The organism is Saccharothrix sp. NRRL B-16348 (genome assembly GCF_001280085.1).
Lineage (GTDB): Bacteria > Actinomycetota > Actinomycetes > Mycobacteriales > Pseudonocardiaceae > Actinosynnema.
The window spans coordinates 15,074-34,585 of sequence record NZ_LGED01000113.1 but is presented as its reverse complement, the minus strand read 5'-3'; the positions used below and the strand labels follow the sequence as shown (position 1 = coordinate 34,585).

Annotated in this window: 15 protein-coding genes and 1 pseudogene; 14 read left to right on the top strand and 2 right to left on the bottom strand. The window is 71.8% G+C overall.

Annotation, left to right across the window (positions count from 1 at the left end):
- Positions 1 to 284: 284 nt before the first annotated feature.
- The 11 genes and pseudogenes from ADK67_RS11795 (at position 285) to ADK67_RS11750 (ending at position 13,869) form a co-directional block, all read left to right on the top strand.
- On the top strand, positions 285 to 3,104 hold the full coding sequence (locus ADK67_RS11795) for a PQQ-dependent sugar dehydrogenase (protein ID WP_053716447.1): 2,820 nt from the start codon (positions 285 to 287) through the stop codon (positions 3,102 to 3,104).
- 111 nt (positions 3,105 to 3,215) lie between these two features.
- On the top strand, positions 3,216 to 4,916 hold the full coding sequence (locus ADK67_RS11790; RefSeq protein WP_053716446.1) for a ThuA domain-containing protein: 1,701 nt from the start codon (positions 3,216 to 3,218) through the stop codon (positions 4,914 to 4,916).
- A gap of 16 nt (positions 4,917 to 4,932) precedes the next feature.
- Positions 4,933 to 6,291: pseudogene (locus tag ADK67_RS53525) on the top strand (RICIN domain-containing protein); the annotation flags it as partial.
- A 266-nt stretch (positions 6,292 to 6,557) separates the two neighbouring features.
- A complete protein-coding gene (locus ADK67_RS50720) occupies positions 6,558 to 6,749 on the top strand; it encodes a hypothetical protein (RefSeq protein WP_157620181.1) in 192 nt (63 codons plus the stop codon).
- A gap of 103 nt (positions 6,750 to 6,852) precedes the next feature.
- Positions 6,853 to 7,251: a hypothetical protein gene (locus ADK67_RS11780; protein ID WP_053716444.1), complete on the top strand. Its 399-nt coding sequence runs from the start codon at positions 6,853 to 6,855 to the stop codon at positions 7,249 to 7,251.
- A 32-nt stretch (positions 7,252 to 7,283) separates the two neighbouring features.
- On the top strand, positions 7,284 to 8,429 hold the full coding sequence (locus tag ADK67_RS11775) for an inositol-3-phosphate synthase (protein WP_053716443.1): 1,146 nt from the start codon (positions 7,284 to 7,286) through the stop codon (positions 8,427 to 8,429).
- Positions 8,426 to 9,205: an SCO3242 family prenyltransferase gene (locus ADK67_RS11770; RefSeq protein WP_053716442.1), complete on the top strand. Its 780-nt coding sequence runs from the start codon at positions 8,426 to 8,428 to the stop codon at positions 9,203 to 9,205. Before ADK67_RS11775 ends, ADK67_RS11770 begins: the two co-directional genes overlap by 4 nt.
- The gene (locus tag ADK67_RS11765; protein WP_053716441.1) at positions 9,202 to 10,530 is read left to right on the top strand and encodes an EboA domain-containing protein; all 1,329 of its coding nucleotides are present in this window, start codon (positions 9,202 to 9,204) and stop codon (positions 10,528 to 10,530) included. The genes ADK67_RS11770 and ADK67_RS11765 overlap by 4 nt, the downstream gene beginning before the upstream one ends.
- Positions 10,530 to 11,405 (top strand): TatD family hydrolase, encoded by an 876-nt coding sequence (locus tag ADK67_RS11760; RefSeq protein ID WP_053716440.1) that lies wholly within the window; start codon positions 10,530 to 10,532, stop codon positions 11,403 to 11,405. The genes ADK67_RS11765 and ADK67_RS11760 overlap by 1 nt, the downstream gene beginning before the upstream one ends.
- Positions 11,402 to 12,481, top strand: coding sequence for a metabolite traffic protein EboE (gene eboE, locus ADK67_RS11755; RefSeq protein WP_053716439.1), 1,080 nt, complete (start codon positions 11,402 to 11,404; stop codon positions 12,479 to 12,481). The genes ADK67_RS11760 and eboE overlap by 4 nt, the downstream gene beginning before the upstream one ends.
- Positions 12,478 to 13,869, top strand: coding sequence for an alkaline phosphatase family protein (locus ADK67_RS11750; RefSeq protein WP_053716438.1), 1,392 nt, complete (start codon positions 12,478 to 12,480; stop codon positions 13,867 to 13,869). Before eboE ends, ADK67_RS11750 begins: the two co-directional genes overlap by 4 nt.
- 26 nt (positions 13,870 to 13,895) lie before the next feature.
- On the opposite strand, the gene ADK67_RS11745 is transcribed toward ADK67_RS11750, so the two are convergent.
- Both ADK67_RS11745 and ADK67_RS11740 read right to left on the bottom strand, forming a co-directional pair.
- On the bottom strand, positions 13,896 to 14,951 hold the full coding sequence (locus ADK67_RS11745) for a LacI family DNA-binding transcriptional regulator (RefSeq protein ID WP_053716437.1): 1,056 nt from the start codon (positions 14,949 to 14,951) through the stop codon (positions 13,896 to 13,898).
- A 553-nt stretch (positions 14,952 to 15,504) separates the two neighbouring features.
- Complete coding sequence (locus ADK67_RS11740) at positions 15,505 to 16,278, bottom strand: FadR/GntR family transcriptional regulator (protein ID WP_082403399.1); 774 nt, start codon at positions 16,276 to 16,278, stop codon at positions 15,505 to 15,507.
- Between the two features lie 148 nt (positions 16,279 to 16,426).
- On the opposite strand from ADK67_RS11740, the gene ADK67_RS11735 reads away from it, so the two are divergent.
- From ADK67_RS11735 to ADK67_RS11725, 3 genes are read left to right on the top strand one after another with little or no spacing between them, the layout of a single operon-like run.
- The gene (locus tag ADK67_RS11735; RefSeq protein WP_053716436.1) at positions 16,427 to 17,695 is read left to right on the top strand and encodes an ABC transporter substrate-binding protein; all 1,269 of its coding nucleotides are present in this window, start codon (positions 16,427 to 16,429) and stop codon (positions 17,693 to 17,695) included.
- Positions 17,696 to 17,734: 39 nt separating this feature from the next.
- A complete protein-coding gene (locus ADK67_RS11730; protein WP_082403398.1) occupies positions 17,735 to 18,685 on the top strand; it encodes a carbohydrate ABC transporter permease in 951 nt (316 codons plus the stop codon).
- Positions 18,685 to 19,512 carry a carbohydrate ABC transporter permease gene (locus ADK67_RS11725; RefSeq protein ID WP_053716435.1) on the top strand — a complete coding sequence of 276 codons (828 nt, stop codon included), beginning with the start codon at positions 18,685 to 18,687 and terminating at the stop codon, positions 19,510 to 19,512. Before ADK67_RS11730 ends, ADK67_RS11725 begins: the two co-directional genes overlap by 1 nt.

Genomic DNA, 19,512 nt, shown 5'->3' with positions numbered 1-19,512 from the left:
TCCCGGTCGCGTCCGCCGCCTTCCTCATCGCGCGCGGAGTCGGTCCGCCGCGGCCGTTCGCCGCCGGCGCCGGCCGGTCGACGGGGTGAGCGCGGAAAATCGTCCGAATTCTTCCTGACTTCGACTGGGAGCGCTCCCGGACAACTCCGGACCGCATTCGGTCGTCGAAGAGCGAGCGGCAGGACCCGCCGACCGCCAGAAGTGCTCCACCGACGCGTCGCCGCCTCGCGCGCCTGCCGTGTCGAAGCCCCCTGTCAGCTGAGATCAAAGGGTGTGAGCCTGCCATGAGATACCGAGTCAGAGCGGCGTTGACCGCGGCACTCCTGGTGGCCGCCGGTGTGGTGGCGACAGCGGTCGGCTCCCCGCCACCGGCCGCCGCGCACCCGGTCAACGCGGCCGACTTCCAGCAGGTCGAGCTGGCCCGAGGGGTCGGCGAAGTGGGCGAGCCGATGACGCTCGCCGTGCTGCCGGACCGCTCGGTGCTGCACACCGCCCGCAACGGGACGGTGCGCCGCACCACGGCCGCGGGCGTCACCAGCGTGATCGGCACGGTGCCGGTCTACACGCACGACGAAGAAGGCATGCAGGGCATCGGGGTCGACCCCGGCTTCGCCACCAACCGGTTCATCTACCTGTTCTACGCGCCGCCGCTGAACACCCCGGGCGGTGACGCGCCGGCCACCGGGTCGGACTTCTCGGCGTGGAAGGGGGTCAACCGGCTGGCCCGGTTCACCCTGAACGCCGACTACACCCTGAACATGGCCAGCCAGATCACCGTGCTGGAGGTACCGACCGACCGGGGCAACTGCTGCCACGTCGGCGGCGACATCGACTTCGACGCGGCGGGCAACCTGTACCTGTCCACCGGCGACGACTCCAACCCGTTCGACTCCGGCGGCTACACCCCGATCGACGAGCGGACCAACCGCAACCCGGTCTACGACGCGCAGCGCAGCGCGGGCAACACGAACGACCTGCGCGGCAAGGTGCTGCGGATCAAGGTGAACGCCAACGGGTCGTACTCGATCCCGGCGGGCAACCTGTTCGCGCAAGGCACCGCCAACACCCGGCCCGAGATCTACGCGATGGGCCTGCGCAACCCGTTCCGCTTCAACGTGGACAAGGCCACCGGCGCGATCTACCTCGGCGAGTACGGGCCGGACGCGGGCACGAGCAGCAACACGCGCGGACCCGCCGGCATGGTGGAGTTCAACCGGATCACCTCGGCGGGCAACTTCGGCTGGCCCTACTGCGTCGGCTCGAACACCACGTCCGAGGCGTACGTGGACTACAACTTCGCCACCGGGCAGTCCGGCGGCCGGTTCAACTGCGCCGCGCCGGCCAACAACTCGCCGCGCAACACCGGGTTGGGCACGCTGCCCGCCGCGCGCTCGGCGTGGATCAAGTACGACAACTGCTCGTTCTCCGCGTTCGGCTGCGGCTCGGAGTCGCCGATGGCCGCGCCGGTGTACCGGTACGACGCGGCGAACCCGTCGTCGATCAAGTTCCCGCCCGCGCTGGACGGGCACGTGTTCGCCACCGAGTTCGGCCGGCGCTGGATCAAGACCATCGACGTCAACGCCGACGGGTCGGCCGGGCAGGTCAGCGACTTCCCCTGGCGCGGCACGCAGGTCATGGACGCCACCTTCGGCCCCGACGGCGCGCTGTACGTGCTGGACTACGGCACGGGCTGGGGCAGCGGTGACGCGAGTTCCGCTCTCTACCGCATCGAGTACAACCCGGCCGGGAACAAGGCCCCGACCGCACGCGCCGCCGCCGACCGCACGTCCGGCAGCGCGCCGCTGACGGTGAACTTCTCGTCGGCGGGCTCCTCCGACCCCGAGGGCACCGCGCTGAGCTACGCGTGGAACTTCGGCGACGGCTCGACGTCCACGGCCGCCAACCCGAGCCACACCTTCACGGGCAACGGCCAGTACTCGGTGACGCTCACGGTGACCGACACCGGAGGCCGCTCCGGCACCGCCGGCGTGTCGATCTCGGTCGGGAACACCGCGCCGGTGGTGAAGCTGGACGCGCCGACCAACGGCGCCCTGTTCAGCTTCGGCGACGCCGTGCCGTACACGATCACGGCGTCGGACGCGGAGGACGGCACGATCGACTGCACCCGGGTGAAGCTGAGCTACGTGCTCGGCCACGACAGCCACGGGCACCCGATCACCACGCAGACGGGCTGCTCGGGCACGTTGCAGATCCCGGTCGACGGCGAGCACGACACGGCGGCGAACCTGTTCGCGGTGCTCGACGCCGAGTACACCGACTCCGGCGCGAACGGTCAGCCGCCGGTGACCACGCACACGCAGCACGTGCTGCAGCTGCGGCACCGCCAGGCCGAGCACTTCTCGACGCAGTCCGGCACCGCGCTCTACGACAAGGCCGCGGCCGAGGGCGGGCGGACCGTCGGCGACATCCAGAACGGCGACTGGATCGCGTTCGAGCCGTACGCGCTCGGCACGACCAACAGGTTCACCGCGCGGGTGTCGTCGGCCGGCTCGGGCGGCACGCTGTCGGTGCGGAGCGGTTCGCCCACCGGACCGGTGCTCGGCACCGTGACCGTGCCGGTGACCGGCGGGTGGGAGACCTTCACCGACGTGTCCACCACCCTGTCCAACGTGCCACCCGGCAGCATCGCGCTGTACCTGACGTTCGCCGGCGGCACGGGCACCCTCTTCGACGTGGACGCGTTCACGTTCGGCGCGTCGACGGGGAGCACGCGCACCGGGCCGATCGTCGGCGTCGCGAGCAAGTGCATCGACGTCAACGGCGGCAGCACGGCCGACGGCGCGAAGATCCAGCTGTGGACGTGCAACGGCGGCGTGAACCAGCGCTGGACGGTCAACGGGACCACCCTGCGCGCGCTGGACAAGTGCATGGAGACGGCCGGCACCGCCGACGGCAGTCTGGTGCGGTTGTGGACCTGCAACGGTGGCGCCGGCCAGAACTGGACCGCGGGCGCCAACGGTTCGTTGGTGAACTCGCAGTCGGGCAAGTGCCTGGACGCCAACGGCGCCAGTTCCGCGGACGGCACGCAGTTGATCATCTGGAGCTGCCACGGCGGCACCAACCAGCGATGGACCCTGCCCTGACGACCCTGCCCCGGCGAACCCTGCCCGGGTGACACCGGCAAGGACCGCGATGTGGCGTCGTTCCCACAACGGGGGCGACGCCACATCGCCCTCCTCCCAGGAGGCTAAGAGATGAGAAACTCCCTCGCCCGGCGCGTGATCGGGGTGGCGGCTGCCGCCCTGACCATCGCCGCGCTCAACTCCAGTCCACCCGCCGCCGCGGCCGACGCGCCGTACGACGTCCTGGTGTTCTCCAAGACCGCGGGCTTCCGCCACGACTCGATCCCGGCGGGCATCCAGCTGATCCGGGAGCTGGGCGCGGCCAACAGCTTCACGGTGACCACCACCGAGGACTCCAACCACTTCACCGCCACCAACCTGGCCAAGTACGAGACCGTGGTGTTCCTCAACACCACCGGCGACGTGCTGAACGCGACGCAGCAGGGCGTGTTCGAGTCCTACGTCCGGGGTGGCGGCGGGTACGTCGGCATCCACTCGGCGTCCGACACCGAGTACGACTGGCCGTTCTACGGCGAGCTGGTCGGCACGTACTTCACCTCGCACCCGGCGATCCAGCAGGCGACGGTCCGCGTGGAGAACCGGGCGCACCCGGCCACCGCGCACCTGAGCCCGGCGTGGACCCGGACCGACGAGTGGTACAACTTCCGCGGCAGCGTCCGGTCGTCGGCCCGGGTCCTGGCGACCCTGGACGAGTCGACCTACAGCGGCGGCTCGATGGGCGCCGACCACCCCCACACCTGGTGCAAGACCGTGCAGGCCGGGCGTTCCTTCTACACCGGCAGCGGCCACACGCAGGCCAGCTACGCCGAGGCCGGTTTCCGCGCCATGGTCCTCGGCGGCCTCCGCTACACGGCCAACCGGGCCGACGCAGACTGCCGACCCGAGAACGGCTACACCACCCTGTACAACGGCTCCACCACCGGCTGGACTCAGGTCGGCCCGGGCAGCTTCAGCAACAGCGACAACACGCTGACGTCGTCCGGCGGCATGGGGATGCTCTGGTACAGCGCCAAGGAGTTCCGCTCCTACTCCCTCAAGCTGGACTGGCGGATGCCCGGGGACGACAACTCCGGCGTGGTCGTCGGGTTCCCGGCGGGCAGCACCGCGGACTCGGCCCTCGCCAACGGCCACGAGGTGCAGATCGACGCCACCGACACGGCGGACAAGACGACGGGCGCGATCTACGGGTTCAAGGGCGCCGACCAGGCCGCCCGCGACGCCGCGCTCAACCCGCCCGGCGAGTGGAACACCTACGAGCTGCTGGTCGAGGGCGAACGCCTCCAGGTGTTCCTCAACGGCGTGCTGATCAACGACTTCACCAACACCGACCCGGCCCGGTCGCTGACGTCCGGGCACATCGGCATCCAGAACCACGGCACCGGCGACGACGTGTCGTTCCGCAACATCCGCATCAAGGAGCTGGGCGTGGTGCCGGTGCCGCACACCGGGCCGATCACCGGCGCGTCCGGCAAGTGCGTGGACGTCCCCGGCGGCAACACCGCCGACGGCACGAGGTTGCAGTTGTGGTCGTGCAACAGCGGCGTGAACCAGCGTTGGACGGTCAACGGGACCACCCTGCGCGCACTGGACAAGTGCATGGAGGTGGCGGGCACCGCCAACGCCGCCGCGGTCCGGCTGTGGACGTGCAACGGCAGCGGCGGCCAGAACTGGACCCCCGGCGCCAACGGCTCGCTGGTGAACCCGCAGTCGGGCAAGTGCCTGGACGCCAACGGCGGCAGCTCCGCGGACGGCACCCAGCTGATCGTCTGGACCTGCCACGGCGGCACCAACCAGCGGTGGACCCTGCCGTGAACCGAAGGAGTGTTCGATGACAACCACCGGTGAGGCCTCCGCCTCCCCGCGGGCACGACGCAGACGACCGGTGACGGCCGCCGTGGCGTTGCTCCTCGCGGCGGGCACGATGACCGCGGTGAACGCGGCGCCCGCGTCGGCGGCCACGGTCGACACGAGCGCGTGGTACGTGCTCGTGAACCGCAACAGCGGCAAGGCGTTGGACGTGTACGGCCTGGCCACGACCGACGGCGGCCGCATCGCCCAGTGGACGCGCAACGACGGCGCGAACCAGCAGTGGCAGTTCCTGGACTCGGGCGGCGGCTACTACCGGCTCAAGTCCCGCCACTCGGGCAAGGTGCTCGACGTGCCGAACTCGTCGACCGCCGACGGTGCCGCGATCCAGCAGTGGACCGACCACGGCGGGACCAACCAGCAGTTCCGGCTGGCCGACTCCGACGGCGGCCACGTGCGGCTGATCGCCCGGCACAGCAACAAGGCCGTGGAGGTGCAGGGCTCCTCGACCGCGGACGGCGCGAACGCCGTGCAGTACGCCGACACGGGCGGGAACAACCAGCAGTGGCAGCTGGCCAAGGTGGGCGGCACCGACCCCGGCGGCACCGGCTGCGGCAAGGCGCCGACGTTGCGCAGCGGCCAGCACACGATCACGAGCAGCGGCAAGAGCCGCAGCTTCGTCCTGCGGGTGCCCGACGGCTACGACAACACCCGGCCGTACCGGTTGATCTTCGGGTTCCACTGGAACGGCGGCACGATGAACGACGTCGCCTCCGGCGGCAGCAGTGGCGCGGCCTGGGCCTACTACGGTCAGCAGGAGCAGTCGAACAACAGCGCGATCCTGGTGGCGCCGCAGGGCCTGGGCAACGGCTGGGCCAATTCCGGTGGCGAGGACATCACGTTCGTCGACGACATGATCCGGCGGATCGAGGCCGACCTGTGCGTCGACCCGAAGCTGCGCTTCGCGATGGGGTTCAGCTACGGCGGCGGCATGAGCTACTCGCTGGCGTGCTCCCGGCCCGCGGTGTTCCGCGGCGTGGTGGTCTACGCGGGCGGCCAGCTGAGCGGGTGCTCCGGTGGCACCCAGCCGGTCGCGTACTTCGGCATCCACGGCATCTCGGACAACGTGCTGAACATCTCGGCGGGTCGGTCGTTGCGCGACCGGTTCGTCCGGAACAACGGCTGTGCCGCCCTGAGCCCGCGCGAGCCGGCCCCGGGCAGCCGCACGCACATCACGACGGCGTACTCGTGCCAGGCGGGGTACCCGGTGCAGTGGGCCGCGTTCGACGGGGGGCACACCCCCGGCCCGGTGGACGGCGGCGGTGACAGCGGCGTCACGACCTGGACCAAGGCCGAGGCTTGGAGGTTCATCGCCCAGTTCTGACGGCGCGCCGGACAACCAGCGCGGATAGTCCACAACGGACGGTGGGTCGGCGGTTTCCGCCGACCCACCGATTTCGCGTGCCTGAGCGCCGTTTCCTGGCGGATCGGCTCCGGTGCGACTGGCCTGCCAAGGGTGCGTCCGGTCCACAGTGGAGTGTCGCGGTGGTCGCGTCACCCCCTCCCACGGCGAGAGCGGATCGCACACGCAGCGACGCCGGCGGTTTTGATTGACACGCACCCGACGACGCTCCTACGGTTCGCCTCATGGCCGTGGTCCGCCGAACGGCGGGCAGGGCGGCCGACCGGAGCCCCGGAGGGCGCGGCCGTTCGGCGGGCACGCGCACGGCCGCCACCACGGCGCTCGCCGGGAGTGTGGACGGAGGTGCGCGGGTGGACGTGCGGCCGGAGGGCATCACCAAGAGCAGGCTGTGGCGGGCGCGCCGGGGGAAGCGGTGATGAGGTCGGCCGGCGGACACGGGATCGGTGACGTGGCGTGAGCGTCGTGCCGGATGGGATCCCGCGGCACGCGAGCACGCCGCGACCGCGGAGGTCCGCCGGGGTGTCAGCCCAGGTCGGTCAAGGCTCGGAGTCCCAGGCCATCACCGCGGTCGTGCTCGGTGGCGCGCTGCTCGGCGGTCGCCGTGCGCGGCACCGGCCCGCGACGAGCGCGCCGGCCCCGCCGACCCGAACCGGTGACCTCGTGACCGCCGCCGAAGAACCAAGGAGCACCATGCGCACGAAGTGGTTGGCACCCGCCCTCGCGACCGCCGGTTGCTCGAGCGACCTGCCCGCCGCGGGCCCGGGCGCCACGACGACGTCCGACCAGGCGGCGAAGTCCGTCGACACGGCGAAGTTCGCCGTCCGGGACTTCGTCAAGCAGGACATGCCACCGCTGCACCACGCCACGTGCGGCGGCGAGTCGATGCCGGGCTGCCCCGGTCCCCGGAACCAGCCGTGACCGCGCGGCACCCCAGATCGGAGGGAGGACCAATGGCGGACGAGTCAACGGGGCTCTGGTTGATCGGCGCACGCGGCTCCGTCGCGACGACCGCCGTGAGCGGGCTGCTGGCCCTGCGCGCGGGCCTGGCGCCCGCGACCGGATGCGTGACCGAGCGTCCCGAACTGGCCGGCGTCACCCTGCCAGGGTGGTCGGACATCGTCGTCGGCGGGCACGACATCACGCAGACACCGCTGGAGAAGCGGGCCGAGCTGCTGGCCCAGGGCGGCGTGCTGCCGCACCACCTGCTGGAGGCCGTCAGACCCGGTCTGCGCGAGGTGGACGGCGAGATCCGGACGGCGAGCTTCGACGGCGCCCAGGCCGACGTCGCCCGGCGGCTGGCGGCCGACATCGCCGAGTTCCGCGCACGGCGCCGGCTCGCCCGCGTCGTCGTGGTCAACGTGTCGTCCACGGAACCGCCCGCGCCGCCGCTGCCCGAGCACGCCGACCTGGCCGCGTTGGAGCGCGCGATGGCCGATCCCGACCGGGAGGTGCTGCCGCCCAGTTCGCTGGCCGCCTACGCGGCGCTCACGGCGGGTTGCCCGTTCGTCGACTTCACGCCGTCGACCGGCGTCGCCCTGCCCGCGCTGGACGAGCTGGCCCGGCGGGAACGGCTGCCCTACGCCGGGCGGGACGGCAAGACCGGCGAAACCCTGCTGCGCACGGTGCTCGCGCCGATGTTCACCGCACGGGCGCTGTCGGTCCGGTCGTGGGCGGGCACCAACCTGCTCGGCGGCGGTGACGGCGCGACGCTGGAGGACCCGGCGCACGCCGACAGCAAGCTGCGGTCCAAGGCGAACGGCCTCGCGGCCCTGCTCGGCGGCGAGGTGACGGCGCCCCTGCACATCGACAACGTGCCGGACCTCGGCGAGACGAAGACCGCCTGGGACCACGTGTCGTTCGAGGGGTTCCTCGGCGCCCGGATGAGCCTGCAGTTCACCTGGACCGGCCTGGACTCGGCGCTGGCGGCGCCGCTGGTGCTCGACCTGACCCGGCTGGTCGCCGCGGCGCACGCGGCGGGGGAGACGGGCGCGCTGGGCGCGTTGGCGTTCTTCTTCAAGGACCCGCTGGGCAGCGACGAGCACCGCTTCGCCGAGCAGACCCGCGACCTGTACGAGTGGGCGGGAGGATTGGGATGAGGTCGTACCTGGAACTCGTGCGGGCGCCCGCGGCGTTGACGGCGCTCGGCGACACGCTCGTCGGCTCGGCCGCGCCGCTGCGGGGCAGGCGCCTGCTGCTGCCGCTGGCGTCGGCCGCGCTGTACTGGGCGGGCATGGCGCTCAACGACTGGTCGGACCGCGACCTGGACGCCGTGGAGCGGCCGGAGCGCCCCATCCCGTCGGGGCGGATCAGCCCGAACGCCGCCCTGGCCACCGCGGTGGGCCTGACCGGCGCGGGCATCGGGCTCGCGGCGGCGGCCGGGCGCAACGCGGTGCCGCTCGCCGCGGCGGTGTGGGCCTACGACACGGTGTTGAAGAGCACCGCGGCCGGTCCGTTCGCGATGGCCGCGTGCCGTGGCCTGGACGTGCTGCTGGGCGGCCGGGCCCCGCTGCCCGCCGCGCTGATGGCCCTGCACACCCTGGGTGTGACGGCGCTGTCCCGCGGCGAGGTGCACGGCACGTCGTCCGCCGTCGCGAAGGCCGTCGTCGGCGGCACGGCGGTGACCGCGGTGACCGCCTCGATCGCCGGTGGTCGGCCCGCCGCCGTCGCGGCCGCCGTGGCCTACGCCGCGTCGGTCGGACGTGCGCAGTGGGCCGTCGTGAAGGACCCGTCCGCCGCACGCGTGCGCACGGCGACCAAAGCGGGCATCCACGGCATGGTGCTGCTGCAATCCGCGCTCGCCCGGCACGGCACGGCGATCGTGCTGGTCCTGCCGCTGGCCCGGGCGCTGAGCCGGAAGGTGAGCCCGACATGACGTTCGACGTGGGCTACGGCACCAACGGGTTCGCCAACCACCGCTTGGACGACGCGCTCGCGATCATCGCCGACCTCGGCTACACGGCGGTCGCGCTCACGCTCGACCACCACCACCTCGACCCGTTCGCCGCGGACGTGGGCGCGCGGACCGAACGGCTCGCGGCACGGCTCTCGGCGCTGGGGCTGCGCGTCGTCGTGGAGACCGGCGCGCGGTACCTGCTCGACCCGCGGCGCAAGCACCACCCGACGCTGGTGAGCGAGGACCAGGAGGTCCGGGTCGACTTCCTGGTGCGCGCCAAGCGGATCGCGGCCGACCTCGGCGCGGACTGCGTGTCGTTCTGGTCGGGGGTCGGCTCCTCGGACAGCTGGGAGCACCTGAAGTCCGGCGTCGCCGCGGCGCTGGAAGGCGGGCCGGACGTGCCGCTCGCGCTGGAGCCGGAGCCGTGCATGGTGGTGGAGCGGCTGGACCAGGCGCTGCGGCTGCGCGACGAGCTGGGCAACCCCGAACACCTGGGCGTCACCGTGGACGTCGGGCACTGCGTGGCGGTGGAGTGGCAGGGCGCGCCGGCGTGCCTCCGCCAGGCCGGCGAGCTGCTGATGAACGTGCAGCTGGACGACATGGTGCACGGCGTGCACGAGCACCTGGAGTTCGGGGAAGGGCAGCTGGACCTGCCCGACACCCTCGGGGCGCTGATCGAGATCGGCTACACCGGTGTCGCGGCCGTGGAGCTGCCCCGGCACAGCCACGCCGCGCCCGTGGTGGCGGGTCGGGCGTTCGAGGCGCTGCGCACCGCGAACTGGCTGGCCAGGGCCGAGCAGTCGCTGCGGGCCGATCCCTCGTCGATCCAGACCCTCTTCCCGGTCGTGGGCCGTGCGGTGCGCTCCGGCGAGCGCGAGGCCAGGACGCGGCTGCTCGTCGCGTACGTCGAGAACTCCGGCGACGCGGCCGAAGGGCTCGCCGCGCTCTACCGGCACGGCACGTCGGCCGAACGCCTCGGCGTGCTGCGCGGGCTCGCCGACATCGGCGACCGGGTGCCGCGGACCGGGGTCGAGCTGGTCAAGGACGCCTTGCGCAGCAACGAGACGGGCCTCGTCGCGGCGGCCATGGGCGCCTTCGCCGCTCACCACCTCGACGAGCACGCGTGGCGGCACGGCGTGCTGAAGTGCCTGTTCATGGGCATTCCGCTGACCGTGGTGTGCGACCTCGACCGGCGCACGGACGACGAGTTGCTGCGCATGGTGTCCGCGTTCGCCGACGAACGCCGCGCGGCGGGTCGCCCGGTGCCCGCCGACGCCCTCGACCTGCTCGGGAAGGCGGCCTGATGCGCATCTTCGACCCCCACGTCCACATGACGTCGCGCACCACCGACGACTACGAGGCGATGCACGCGGCCGGGGTGCGGGCGCTGGTGGAACCGGCGTTCTGGCTCGGGCAGCCGCGCACGAACGTGGGCTCGTTCCTCGACTACTTCGACGGCCTGATCGGCTGGGAGCGGTTCCGCGCGGCGCAGTTCGGCATCGCCCACCACTGCGCGATCGCGCTGAACCCCAAGGAGGCCAACGACCCGCGGTGCGTCGACGTGCTCGAACACCTCCCGCGCTACCTGGTCAAGGACGGCGTCGTCGCGGTGGGGGAGGTCGGGTACGACTCGATGACCCCGGAGGAGGACGACGCGTTCGCACGCCAACTGGAACTGGCCGTCGTGCACGACCTCCCGGTGCTCGTGCACACCCCGCACCGGGACAAGCTGGCCGGCACGCTGCGGACCCTGGACGTGGTGCGCGAGTCGGGCATCCCGCCGCACCGGGTCCTGGTCGACCACCTCAACGAGACGACCGTGCGCGCGGTCGCGGACTCGGGGTGCTGGATGGGGTTCTCCATCTACCCGGACACCAAGATGGACGAGGCGCGGATGGTGGCGCTGCTCGCCGAGCACGGCGCCGAGCGGGTGCTGGTGAACTCCGCCGCCGACTGGGGCCGCTCGGACCCGCTGAAGACCCGGTCGACCGGTCTCGCGATGCTCGAAGCCGGGTTCGACGAGTCCGCGGTCGACACCGTGCTGTGGCGCAACCCGGTGGAGTTCTACGGCCAGAGCGGACGGCTCCTGCTCGACCCGGCCGCCGACGGCACGACCGCCGCCGCGGGCCCGGTCGACGCCGCCACCGGCAACTCGGTCCTGAGGGGCGAACGCCCGTGATCGCCTACTGCACCAACGTCCACCCGGCGGACGACCTCCCCGGCATCCTCGACCAGCTCGACCGGCACGCGGTCGGCGTGCGCGAGCGGCTCGGCGCGGACACCCTCCCGCTGGGGCTGTGGCTGCCCGCGTCCGTCGCGCGCGGCCTGGCCGAGGACCGGACCGCGCGGCACGGGCTGCTGGCCGAGCTGACCGCACGGGGGCTGACCGTCAGCACGCTCAACGCGTTCCCGTACGGCGACTTCCACGGCGAGGTGGTCAAGCACGCCGTGTACCAGCCGACGTGGGCCGACCCGCGCCGCCTGGCCTACACCGCCGACTGCGCCACCGTGCTCGCGGACCTCCTGCCCGACTCCGCGTCGTACGGCAGCATCTCGACGCTGCCGCTGGCGTGGCGCGAACCGTGGGGCGAGCCCGACGACGACCTCGCCGAGGCCGCGCTGACCGTGCTGACCGGGCGGCTGCGGGCCAGTGGCGACCGGCCGATCAAGCTCGCGGTCGAACCCGAGCCCGGCTGCGTGCTCGACACCGTCGCGGACGCCGTGGGGTGGCTGGCCGGCCGCGTCGACCCCGAGCACGTCGGGATCTGCCTGGACACCTGCCACCTCGCGGTGTCGTTCGCCGACCCGGTGGAGACGGTCGCGGCGATCCGCGCGGCCGGGCTGTCGGTGGTGAAGGTGCAGGCGTCCGCCGCCCTGGAGGTCGCGGAACCCGGCGGTGAGGAGGGTCGGCGTGCCGTCGCGGCCTACGCCGAACCCCGCTACCTGCACCAGGTCCGGGAGAACACCCCCGACGGCGTGCTGGCCGCGGACGACCTGCCGGAGGCGTTCACGTCCCTGCCCGCGCGGCACCCGTGGCGGGTGCACTTCCACGTGCCGCTGCACGTCCAGCCGGCGCCGCTGCGCTCGACCACGGACGTGCTGCTGGCCGCCATGGCGGCGGTGGAACCCGGCACGCACGTCGAGGTGGAGACCTACACGTGGAACGTGCTCGCGGACGCGGGCGACCTGACCGACGGGATCGCCGCCGAGCTGCGGTGGGCCCGCGAACACCTCTGGACGGGAGTGCCGGCGTGAAACCACTGGTGGTCGTGGACGTGGTCGGCCTGACGCCGGCGTTGTTGCCGCACATGCCGAACCTCGCCCGCCTCGGGCGGCGGGGCTGGCAGGCCGAGCTGGGCACCGTGCTGCCCGCCGTCACGTGCAGCGCCCAGGCGACCCTGCTCACCGGGCTCACCCCCGCCGGGCACGGCATCGTGGGCAACGGGTGGTACTTCCGCGACCTCGGCGAGATCCACCTGTGGCGCCAGCACAACCGGCTGGTCGGCGGCGAGAAGCTGTGGGAGACCGCACGGCGCGTCCACCCGGGCTACACGGCCGCGAACATCTGCTGGTGGTACGCGATGGGCGCGTCCACGGACATCACCGTGACGCCGAGGCCGATCTACCACGCCGACGGCCGCAAGTCGCCCGACGCCTACGTCCGCCCGCCCGAGCTGCACGACCGGCTCACCGGCGCGCTGGGCGAGTTCCCGCTGTTCCAGTACTGGGGGCCCACGGCGTCCCTGGCGTCCAGCGAGTGGATCGTCGGCGCGGCCCTGAAGGTCCTCGCCGACCACCGGCCCGACCTGCTGCTGGTCTACGTGCCGCACCTGGACTACGACCTGCAGCGGTTCGGGCCTTCGTCACCGCAGGCGGCCAAGGCCGCGGCCGACGTGGACCGGGCGCTCAAGCCGCTGCTGGACTCCGACGCGACGATCGTCGCGCTGTCGGAGTACGGCATCACCGACGCGCGCAGGCCGGTCGACGTCAACCGGGCGTTGCGCCGGGCCGGGCTGCTGGAGGTCTACACCCAGGCGGGCATGGAGTACCTGGACCCGTGGACGTCGCGCGCGTTCGCGGTGGCCGACCACCAGATCGCGCACGTCTACGTCGCCGATCCCGCCGACCTGGCCAGGACCCGGGCCGTGCTCGACGAACTGCCCGGCGTGGACGTGGTGCACGACCGGGACGCGCAGGCGGAGGTGGGGCTCGACCACGAGCGTTCCGGCGAGCTGATCGCGATCGCCGAGCCGGACGCCTGGTTCACCTACTACTACTGGACCGACGACAGCCGTGCCCCCGACTTCGCGCGCGGCGTGGACATCCACCGCAAACCCGGCTACGACCCGGCCGAGCTGTTCTTCGACCCGGCCGACCCGCTGGCCAAGGTCAAGGCGGGCGTGAACCTGGCGCGCAAGAAGGTCGGCCTGCGGTACGCGATGAACGTCGTGCCGCTGGACCCGTCGTGGGTGCGCGGCACGCACGGCAGGCTCCCGGACACCGCCGCCGACGGCCCGGTGCTGCTGTGCTCGGACCCGGTCGTGCCGCGATCGGTCGAGCGCGACGGGCGCCTGGCGGCCACGGACGTCCGCGACTTCCTGTTGTCACTCCAGGGGATCAGCGTCCCGGCCGCGGGGCGGTGACGGCCGGCCCGGTCCCCGTGCCGGGCTCATCGCGGTGGCGCCACGGAATCCCGGTGGCGGACGGGCATCGGGACGCGGTGGGTCCGGCCCCGGCGCACGCGGTCCGAGTCGGGGTGGTCGGCGTCGGCGAAGAGCAGGTCGACGGCCTTCGCGCCGAGGTCGTGGTGCGGCAGGGCGACGGTGGTGAGGCCGGGGCGCAACCAGGACGCGATGGGGTGGTCGTCGAAGGAGACGACGGAGACGTCGTCGGGCACGCTGAGGCCGGCGTCCTGCAGCGCCTGGTAGGCGCCGAGCGCGAGCCGGTCGTCCAGGCAGATCAACGCGCGGGGACGTGCCTTGAGCAGCAGGCTCCGGGTCGCCTCGAAGCCGTACTTCGGCAGCCACCAGCGGCACGCGTGGCCGCTCTCCACCTCGACGCCCACCTCGCCCAGCTCCTGGCGGATGCCGGCGAGCCGGTCGAACGCCGCGGTCCGGCCAGGGGGGACGTCGTCTCCGGACGGGCCGACGCCGATGAGGTGGATGCCCTCGCCGTGACCCGCGTCGAGGAGCACGCGCGCGGCGGCGCGGCCCGCCTGGAACTCGTCGGGCAGGACCGAGACCAGCGGTGACGGCTCGCGCGGCAGCACGTTGAGCAGCACCGCGGGTCCGGTGGCGAGCTCGCTCGGGATGCTGATCGTCCTGGTGTGCACCGAGGCGAGGATGATGCCGTCGACGTGGTAGTCGTGCATCGTCTCGATCAACGTGCGCTGGAAGCCCGCGTCGCCCTCGGTCTCGCCGAACAGCAGCGTGACGCCGTGCTTGCGGGCCGCGCCCAGCGCGCCCTTGATCATGTGGCCCGCGAGCCGCGAGCTGGCCACGGAGTCGGACACGAAGGCGATCGTCTGCGTCCTCGCCCCGCGCTGCCCCATCGACACCCGGTTGCGGCGGTACTCCAACTCCGTCGCCGCTTCGCGGACCCGGCGTTGCATCTCCTCGGAGATCCGCAGGTCGCGGCCGCGTCCCGACAAGACCAGGGACACGGTGGTTTGGGAGACGCCGACCACCTTGGCCACGTCGGCCAGGGTGACCCGTCGTGCGCCCAACGTGGACCTCCCGTTCTCCGACCGGCCGCCGGTGCGCGGCGACCCGGTGCGTGCACAACAAGGGGGATGGGCCGATCGGGATCGAGGACCGGCCACCGGGAGCGCTCCCACAGCTGGCGGTGGTGCGCGCGGCGGCCGTTCGCCGGGCGCCCGTCAGCCGGGGCCGCTGGCCCGGAGCGCGCAGGGTGCGCGGCCGTTCGGCCGTTGTGGCATGAGCTGCTCCACTACGTCGTGGTGCTCGTGGGCCGGAGTCCGACGAGCTGGATCTCCTGTCGATGAGTCAGACTCATCGTGCCGTGGTCCTAGCTACTCATGACAGCCTGTGCGCGGCTGTGTCGTCAAGGGAAACCTGAGACTATTTCGTGGCAACGCGCCGCGAGTCCTCGCATCCCCCGGGTCTCGTCAGGAAATTTCCGACAAGTGTCGATTTAAGTACTACTCATCGTTCCCTAGCGCGCAGCGGATCGGTATGCTGACCGAAGTCGTCGCCCGTGAGCGCGACGACGCTCAGCGGTGCGGCTGCGCGGAGGGGGTGATGTCGTCGGGTGACCACCTAGCGCTCCAGGCGGCCCGGGTCCCCGTTGTCGTTCCGGCGCACCAACCACGCTTCGGTGATGTGGGTGAACATGGCTTCGGCGGCGCCCGCCGGGTCGTGCGCCGCGATCCGCTCGTAGATCCGGCGGTGTCCCCGGTTGGACGCCACGCACAACGCCCGCTCGATCCGGCCCATGTAGCGGGCGGTGTTGATGACCTGGCTCTCCAGGGAGCGCACGACGCCACGGGCGATCCGGTTGCCCGACGCCTGCATGATCGTGTCGTGGAAGGCGCGGTCCTGCTCGCGGTAGGCCAGGGGGTCGTCGACGAGCTGGTCCATCCGGTCCACGAGGGCGCGTAGCCGGTCGATCGTGTCCTGGTCGGCCGTGCGGGCGGCCACCTGGGCCATGTCCGATTCGAGGAGGCGCCGGGTGACCACGAGATCGTCGAGCACGGCCAGCGTCTCGTCTTCGGCGATGGTGGCCGCGAGGACGAGTTCGTCCAGCATGTTCCACGTCGCCGGCTGGGTGACCATGGTGCCGGCGCCTTGGCGCACCTGGACCAGGCCCTTCTCCTGGAGGATCTTCACCGCCTCGCGGATCACGGTCCGGCTCACCGAGAACGTCTCGCCCAGCGCGGGTTCCGGCGGCAGGGACGTGCCGGGCGGGTGGACGCCGCGGACGATGCGCCCCACGAGCTCGGCGGTGACCGCCTTGGCCAGGTTGGTCGGTCGACGCGCCCACTCGGGAGGTGCGGGTGAGTCTTCGGTCGGTCGCCGGCCAGCTGCGGTCATCTTTCCTCCGGTTGCGCCCCGCGCCCCGGTGCTTTCAGGGCTGCGTCGAGTATACGTAGGACCGTTGACGTCAGACGTCATACGAGTTATGTTCCTGAGCCAATCGCGCCGTGGGCGTACCCGGCCGCCGTCTGGGAAGTGAGCAGCAATGAAGCAGCGCGCACTGTGGTCGGCGGCCGTGGTCCTGGGGTTGGCCCTGGCATCGGGCTGCGGAAGCGCCACGGCGCCGGGAACCTCCGGCAGCTCGGGCGACAAGCTGGTGGTCTGGGACTGGAAGTCCGGCGACGCGAACGTGGCCGCGTACCTCGACAAGGCGAAGGCCGACTTCGCGAAGAGCCACCCGGACCGCGAGGTCGAGTTCGTGGCGCAGCCGTTCGACCAGTACTACACGCTGCTCGGCGCGGCGATCCAGGCCAACAAGGGCCCCGACGTCATGCTCTTCAACGGCGGCGGCCAGCTCCGCGACCGGGTCGACGCGCTGCTCCCGCTGGACGACCACCTGGCCCAGGACAAGCAGCGGCTGGCCGGCTGGGACGCGTTCACCAAGGACGGGAAGACCTACGCCGCACCGGTGACGCTGCAAGGCCACCCGCTCTACTACAACAAGGCGTTGTACGCGCAGGCCGGGCTGAACGCCGAGGCGCCGGCCAAGACGTGGGACGACTTCGTCGAGAACTGCGGCGTCATCACCGAGAAGACCGGCGCCAAGTGCTTCGGCGTGGGCAACAAGGAAGGCATCGGCATCCAGTTCTTCCTGTCCAGCATCGGTTCCGCGGTGCTCACGCCGCAGGAGTACGACGACTGGATCGCCGGGAAGCGGAACTGGGCCTCGCCGGACGTGAAGCGGATCTTCGAGCTCTGGAAGCAGGTCAACGACAGCGGCCTGAACAACGACGGCGCCAACTCCACCGCGATGTTCAACGACGCGTTCGCGGTCTTCCAGTCCGGCAAGGCCGCGCACATCATCGGCCTGATGTCCGACATCGGGCACTGGAAGGACTTCGCCGAGTTCCTCGACGCGGACAAGGTCGGCGTGATGGGCGCGCCCGTGGTCAACCCCGCGGCCACGCCGAGCCTGCCGTACGACGGCGGCATCGGCTACGCGGTCGCCAAGTGGACCAAGGACCCGAAGGTGGCCGCGGACCTGGTGCGGTCGCTGACGTCGTCCGAGGCGCTGAAGGCCTTCTACGCCGACGCGGGCGCGATCGCGTCCGACACCACGATCGACGTCTCCGAGGCGGGCCCCGCCGTCGCCACGATCACCGCGGGCATCAAGACCGGCAAGCCGGCCCTGCACGTCGCCCTGTCCAGCAAGACGATCGACCTGATGGGCCGGCTCTCGCAGCAGCTGATCAGCGGTTCCGTCACGGTGGACGAGGCGGTCGCGCAGCTGGCCGACTCCGACAAGGCGAGTTGATTCGTGCCGTCCGGGGGTTCTCCGTCCTCGGTGCGCCCGATGGTGGCCGAGCGGAACGAGGTGGAGGCGGTCGCCGGCACGACGGCCCGGCGACCGGGGAGGCCGGCCACGCGGCGGAACCGTCGCGGGTCGCGGGCCGAGCGCCTGGCGCCGTTCGTCCTGCTGGCGCCGGCCGTGCTGATCATCGTGGTGCTGCGGCTGTGGCCGTTGCTGCTCGGGGTGAACTTCTCCTTCACCGGTGACGGCGACCGCAACGGCGTGCCGGTCGGCTTCGACAACTACCTGACCCTGTTCGGCGACCCGCTGTTCCGCACCGCGTTGCGCAACGTCGGCCTGCTGGTGCTGCTGCTCCCGGTGGCGGTGGCGATCCCGGGGCTGCTCGCCACGTTCATCTACCTGCGGGTGCCGGGGCACCGGGTGTACCGGGGCGTGTACTTCTTCCCGGCGGTGCTCTCGCCGGTGATCGTCGGGGCGATCTTCACCCTGCTGCTCGCCTACGACGGTCCGCTCAACACGCTGCTCGGCGGCGTGGGGCTCGGGCCGGTGGACTGGCTGGGCGACCCGGACGTGGCGATCTTCGCGGTGGTCGGGGTGCACGTCTGGGCGACGTTCGGCATGGCGCTGGTCGTGTTCCTGGCCGGGTTCGCCGCGCTCGACCCGTCGCTGCTGGACGCCGCCAAGGTGGACGGCGCGTCGCTGCCGCAGACCATCCGGCACGTGATCGTCCCGGCGCTGACCCGCACGATCCAGTTCGTCTTCGTCACCACGATGATCGGCATGCTGACGTCGATGTTCGGCCTGCTGTTCGTGATGACCGGCGGCGGCCCCGAGGGCTCCACCTACCTGCCCGAGTACTACATCTGGGTCCAGCAGGGGCAGTTCAACCAGCCCGCGCTCGCGTCCGCGGCGGCGACCGCGCTGTTCCTGATCATGCTCGTCGTGGGGCTGGCCCAGATCGCCGTCCTGCGCCGCGCGGGCCGGGAGGACTGATGGCCGGCCGACGCTGGACGAGGTGGCTCGTCGCGATCCCGATGGTCGCGCTGGCGCTGGCCACGGTCTACCCGTTGGTGTTCACCACGAACGTGGCCGTGAAGACCCGCCGCGAGTACGTGCTCGACCGGTTCTCGCTGGCGGATTCGCTGCGGTGGGCCAACGTCGTCGAGGCGTGGACGAGCGTCGGGATGTCCCGGTACTTCGTGAACTCGCTGATCGTGGTGACGTGCTCGGTCGCGTTGCTGCTGCTGTTCGGGTCGATGGCCGGGTTCTCGCTCGCCCGGTTGCGGTTCCGCGGCTCGTCGGTGCTGTTCCTGGGCATCCTCGCCGCGCTGTTCATCCCGTTCCAGGTGATCATGGTCCCGCTGGCGCGGATCATGGCCGACGCCGGCCTCGTCGACACGTACCCGGGGCTGATCCTGGCGTACGTGGCGCAGTTCCTCCCGTTCACGGTCTTCCTGATGACCAGCTACTACTCGACCGTGCCGCCGGAGATCGTGGACGCGGCGCGGATCGACGGCAACACCGTGTACGGCGTGTACTGGCGGATCATGCTGCCGATCGGCAGGCCGGCACTGCTGTCGGTCGGCGTGCTCAACGCCCTGTTCTGCTGGAACGACGTGCTCATCTCCCTGCTCATGATGCCGTCCGCGGAGAACCGCACGCTGATGGTCGGCGTGACCTCGTTGCGCGGCCAGTACTCCGACGACATCCCCGTGTTCGCCTCCGGCGTGCTGATCGCCGCGATACCCGTCCTCGTCGTCTACCTGTTCCTGCAGCGCCAGATCGCCGACGGCGTCACCGCAGGGGCCACGAAGGGCTGA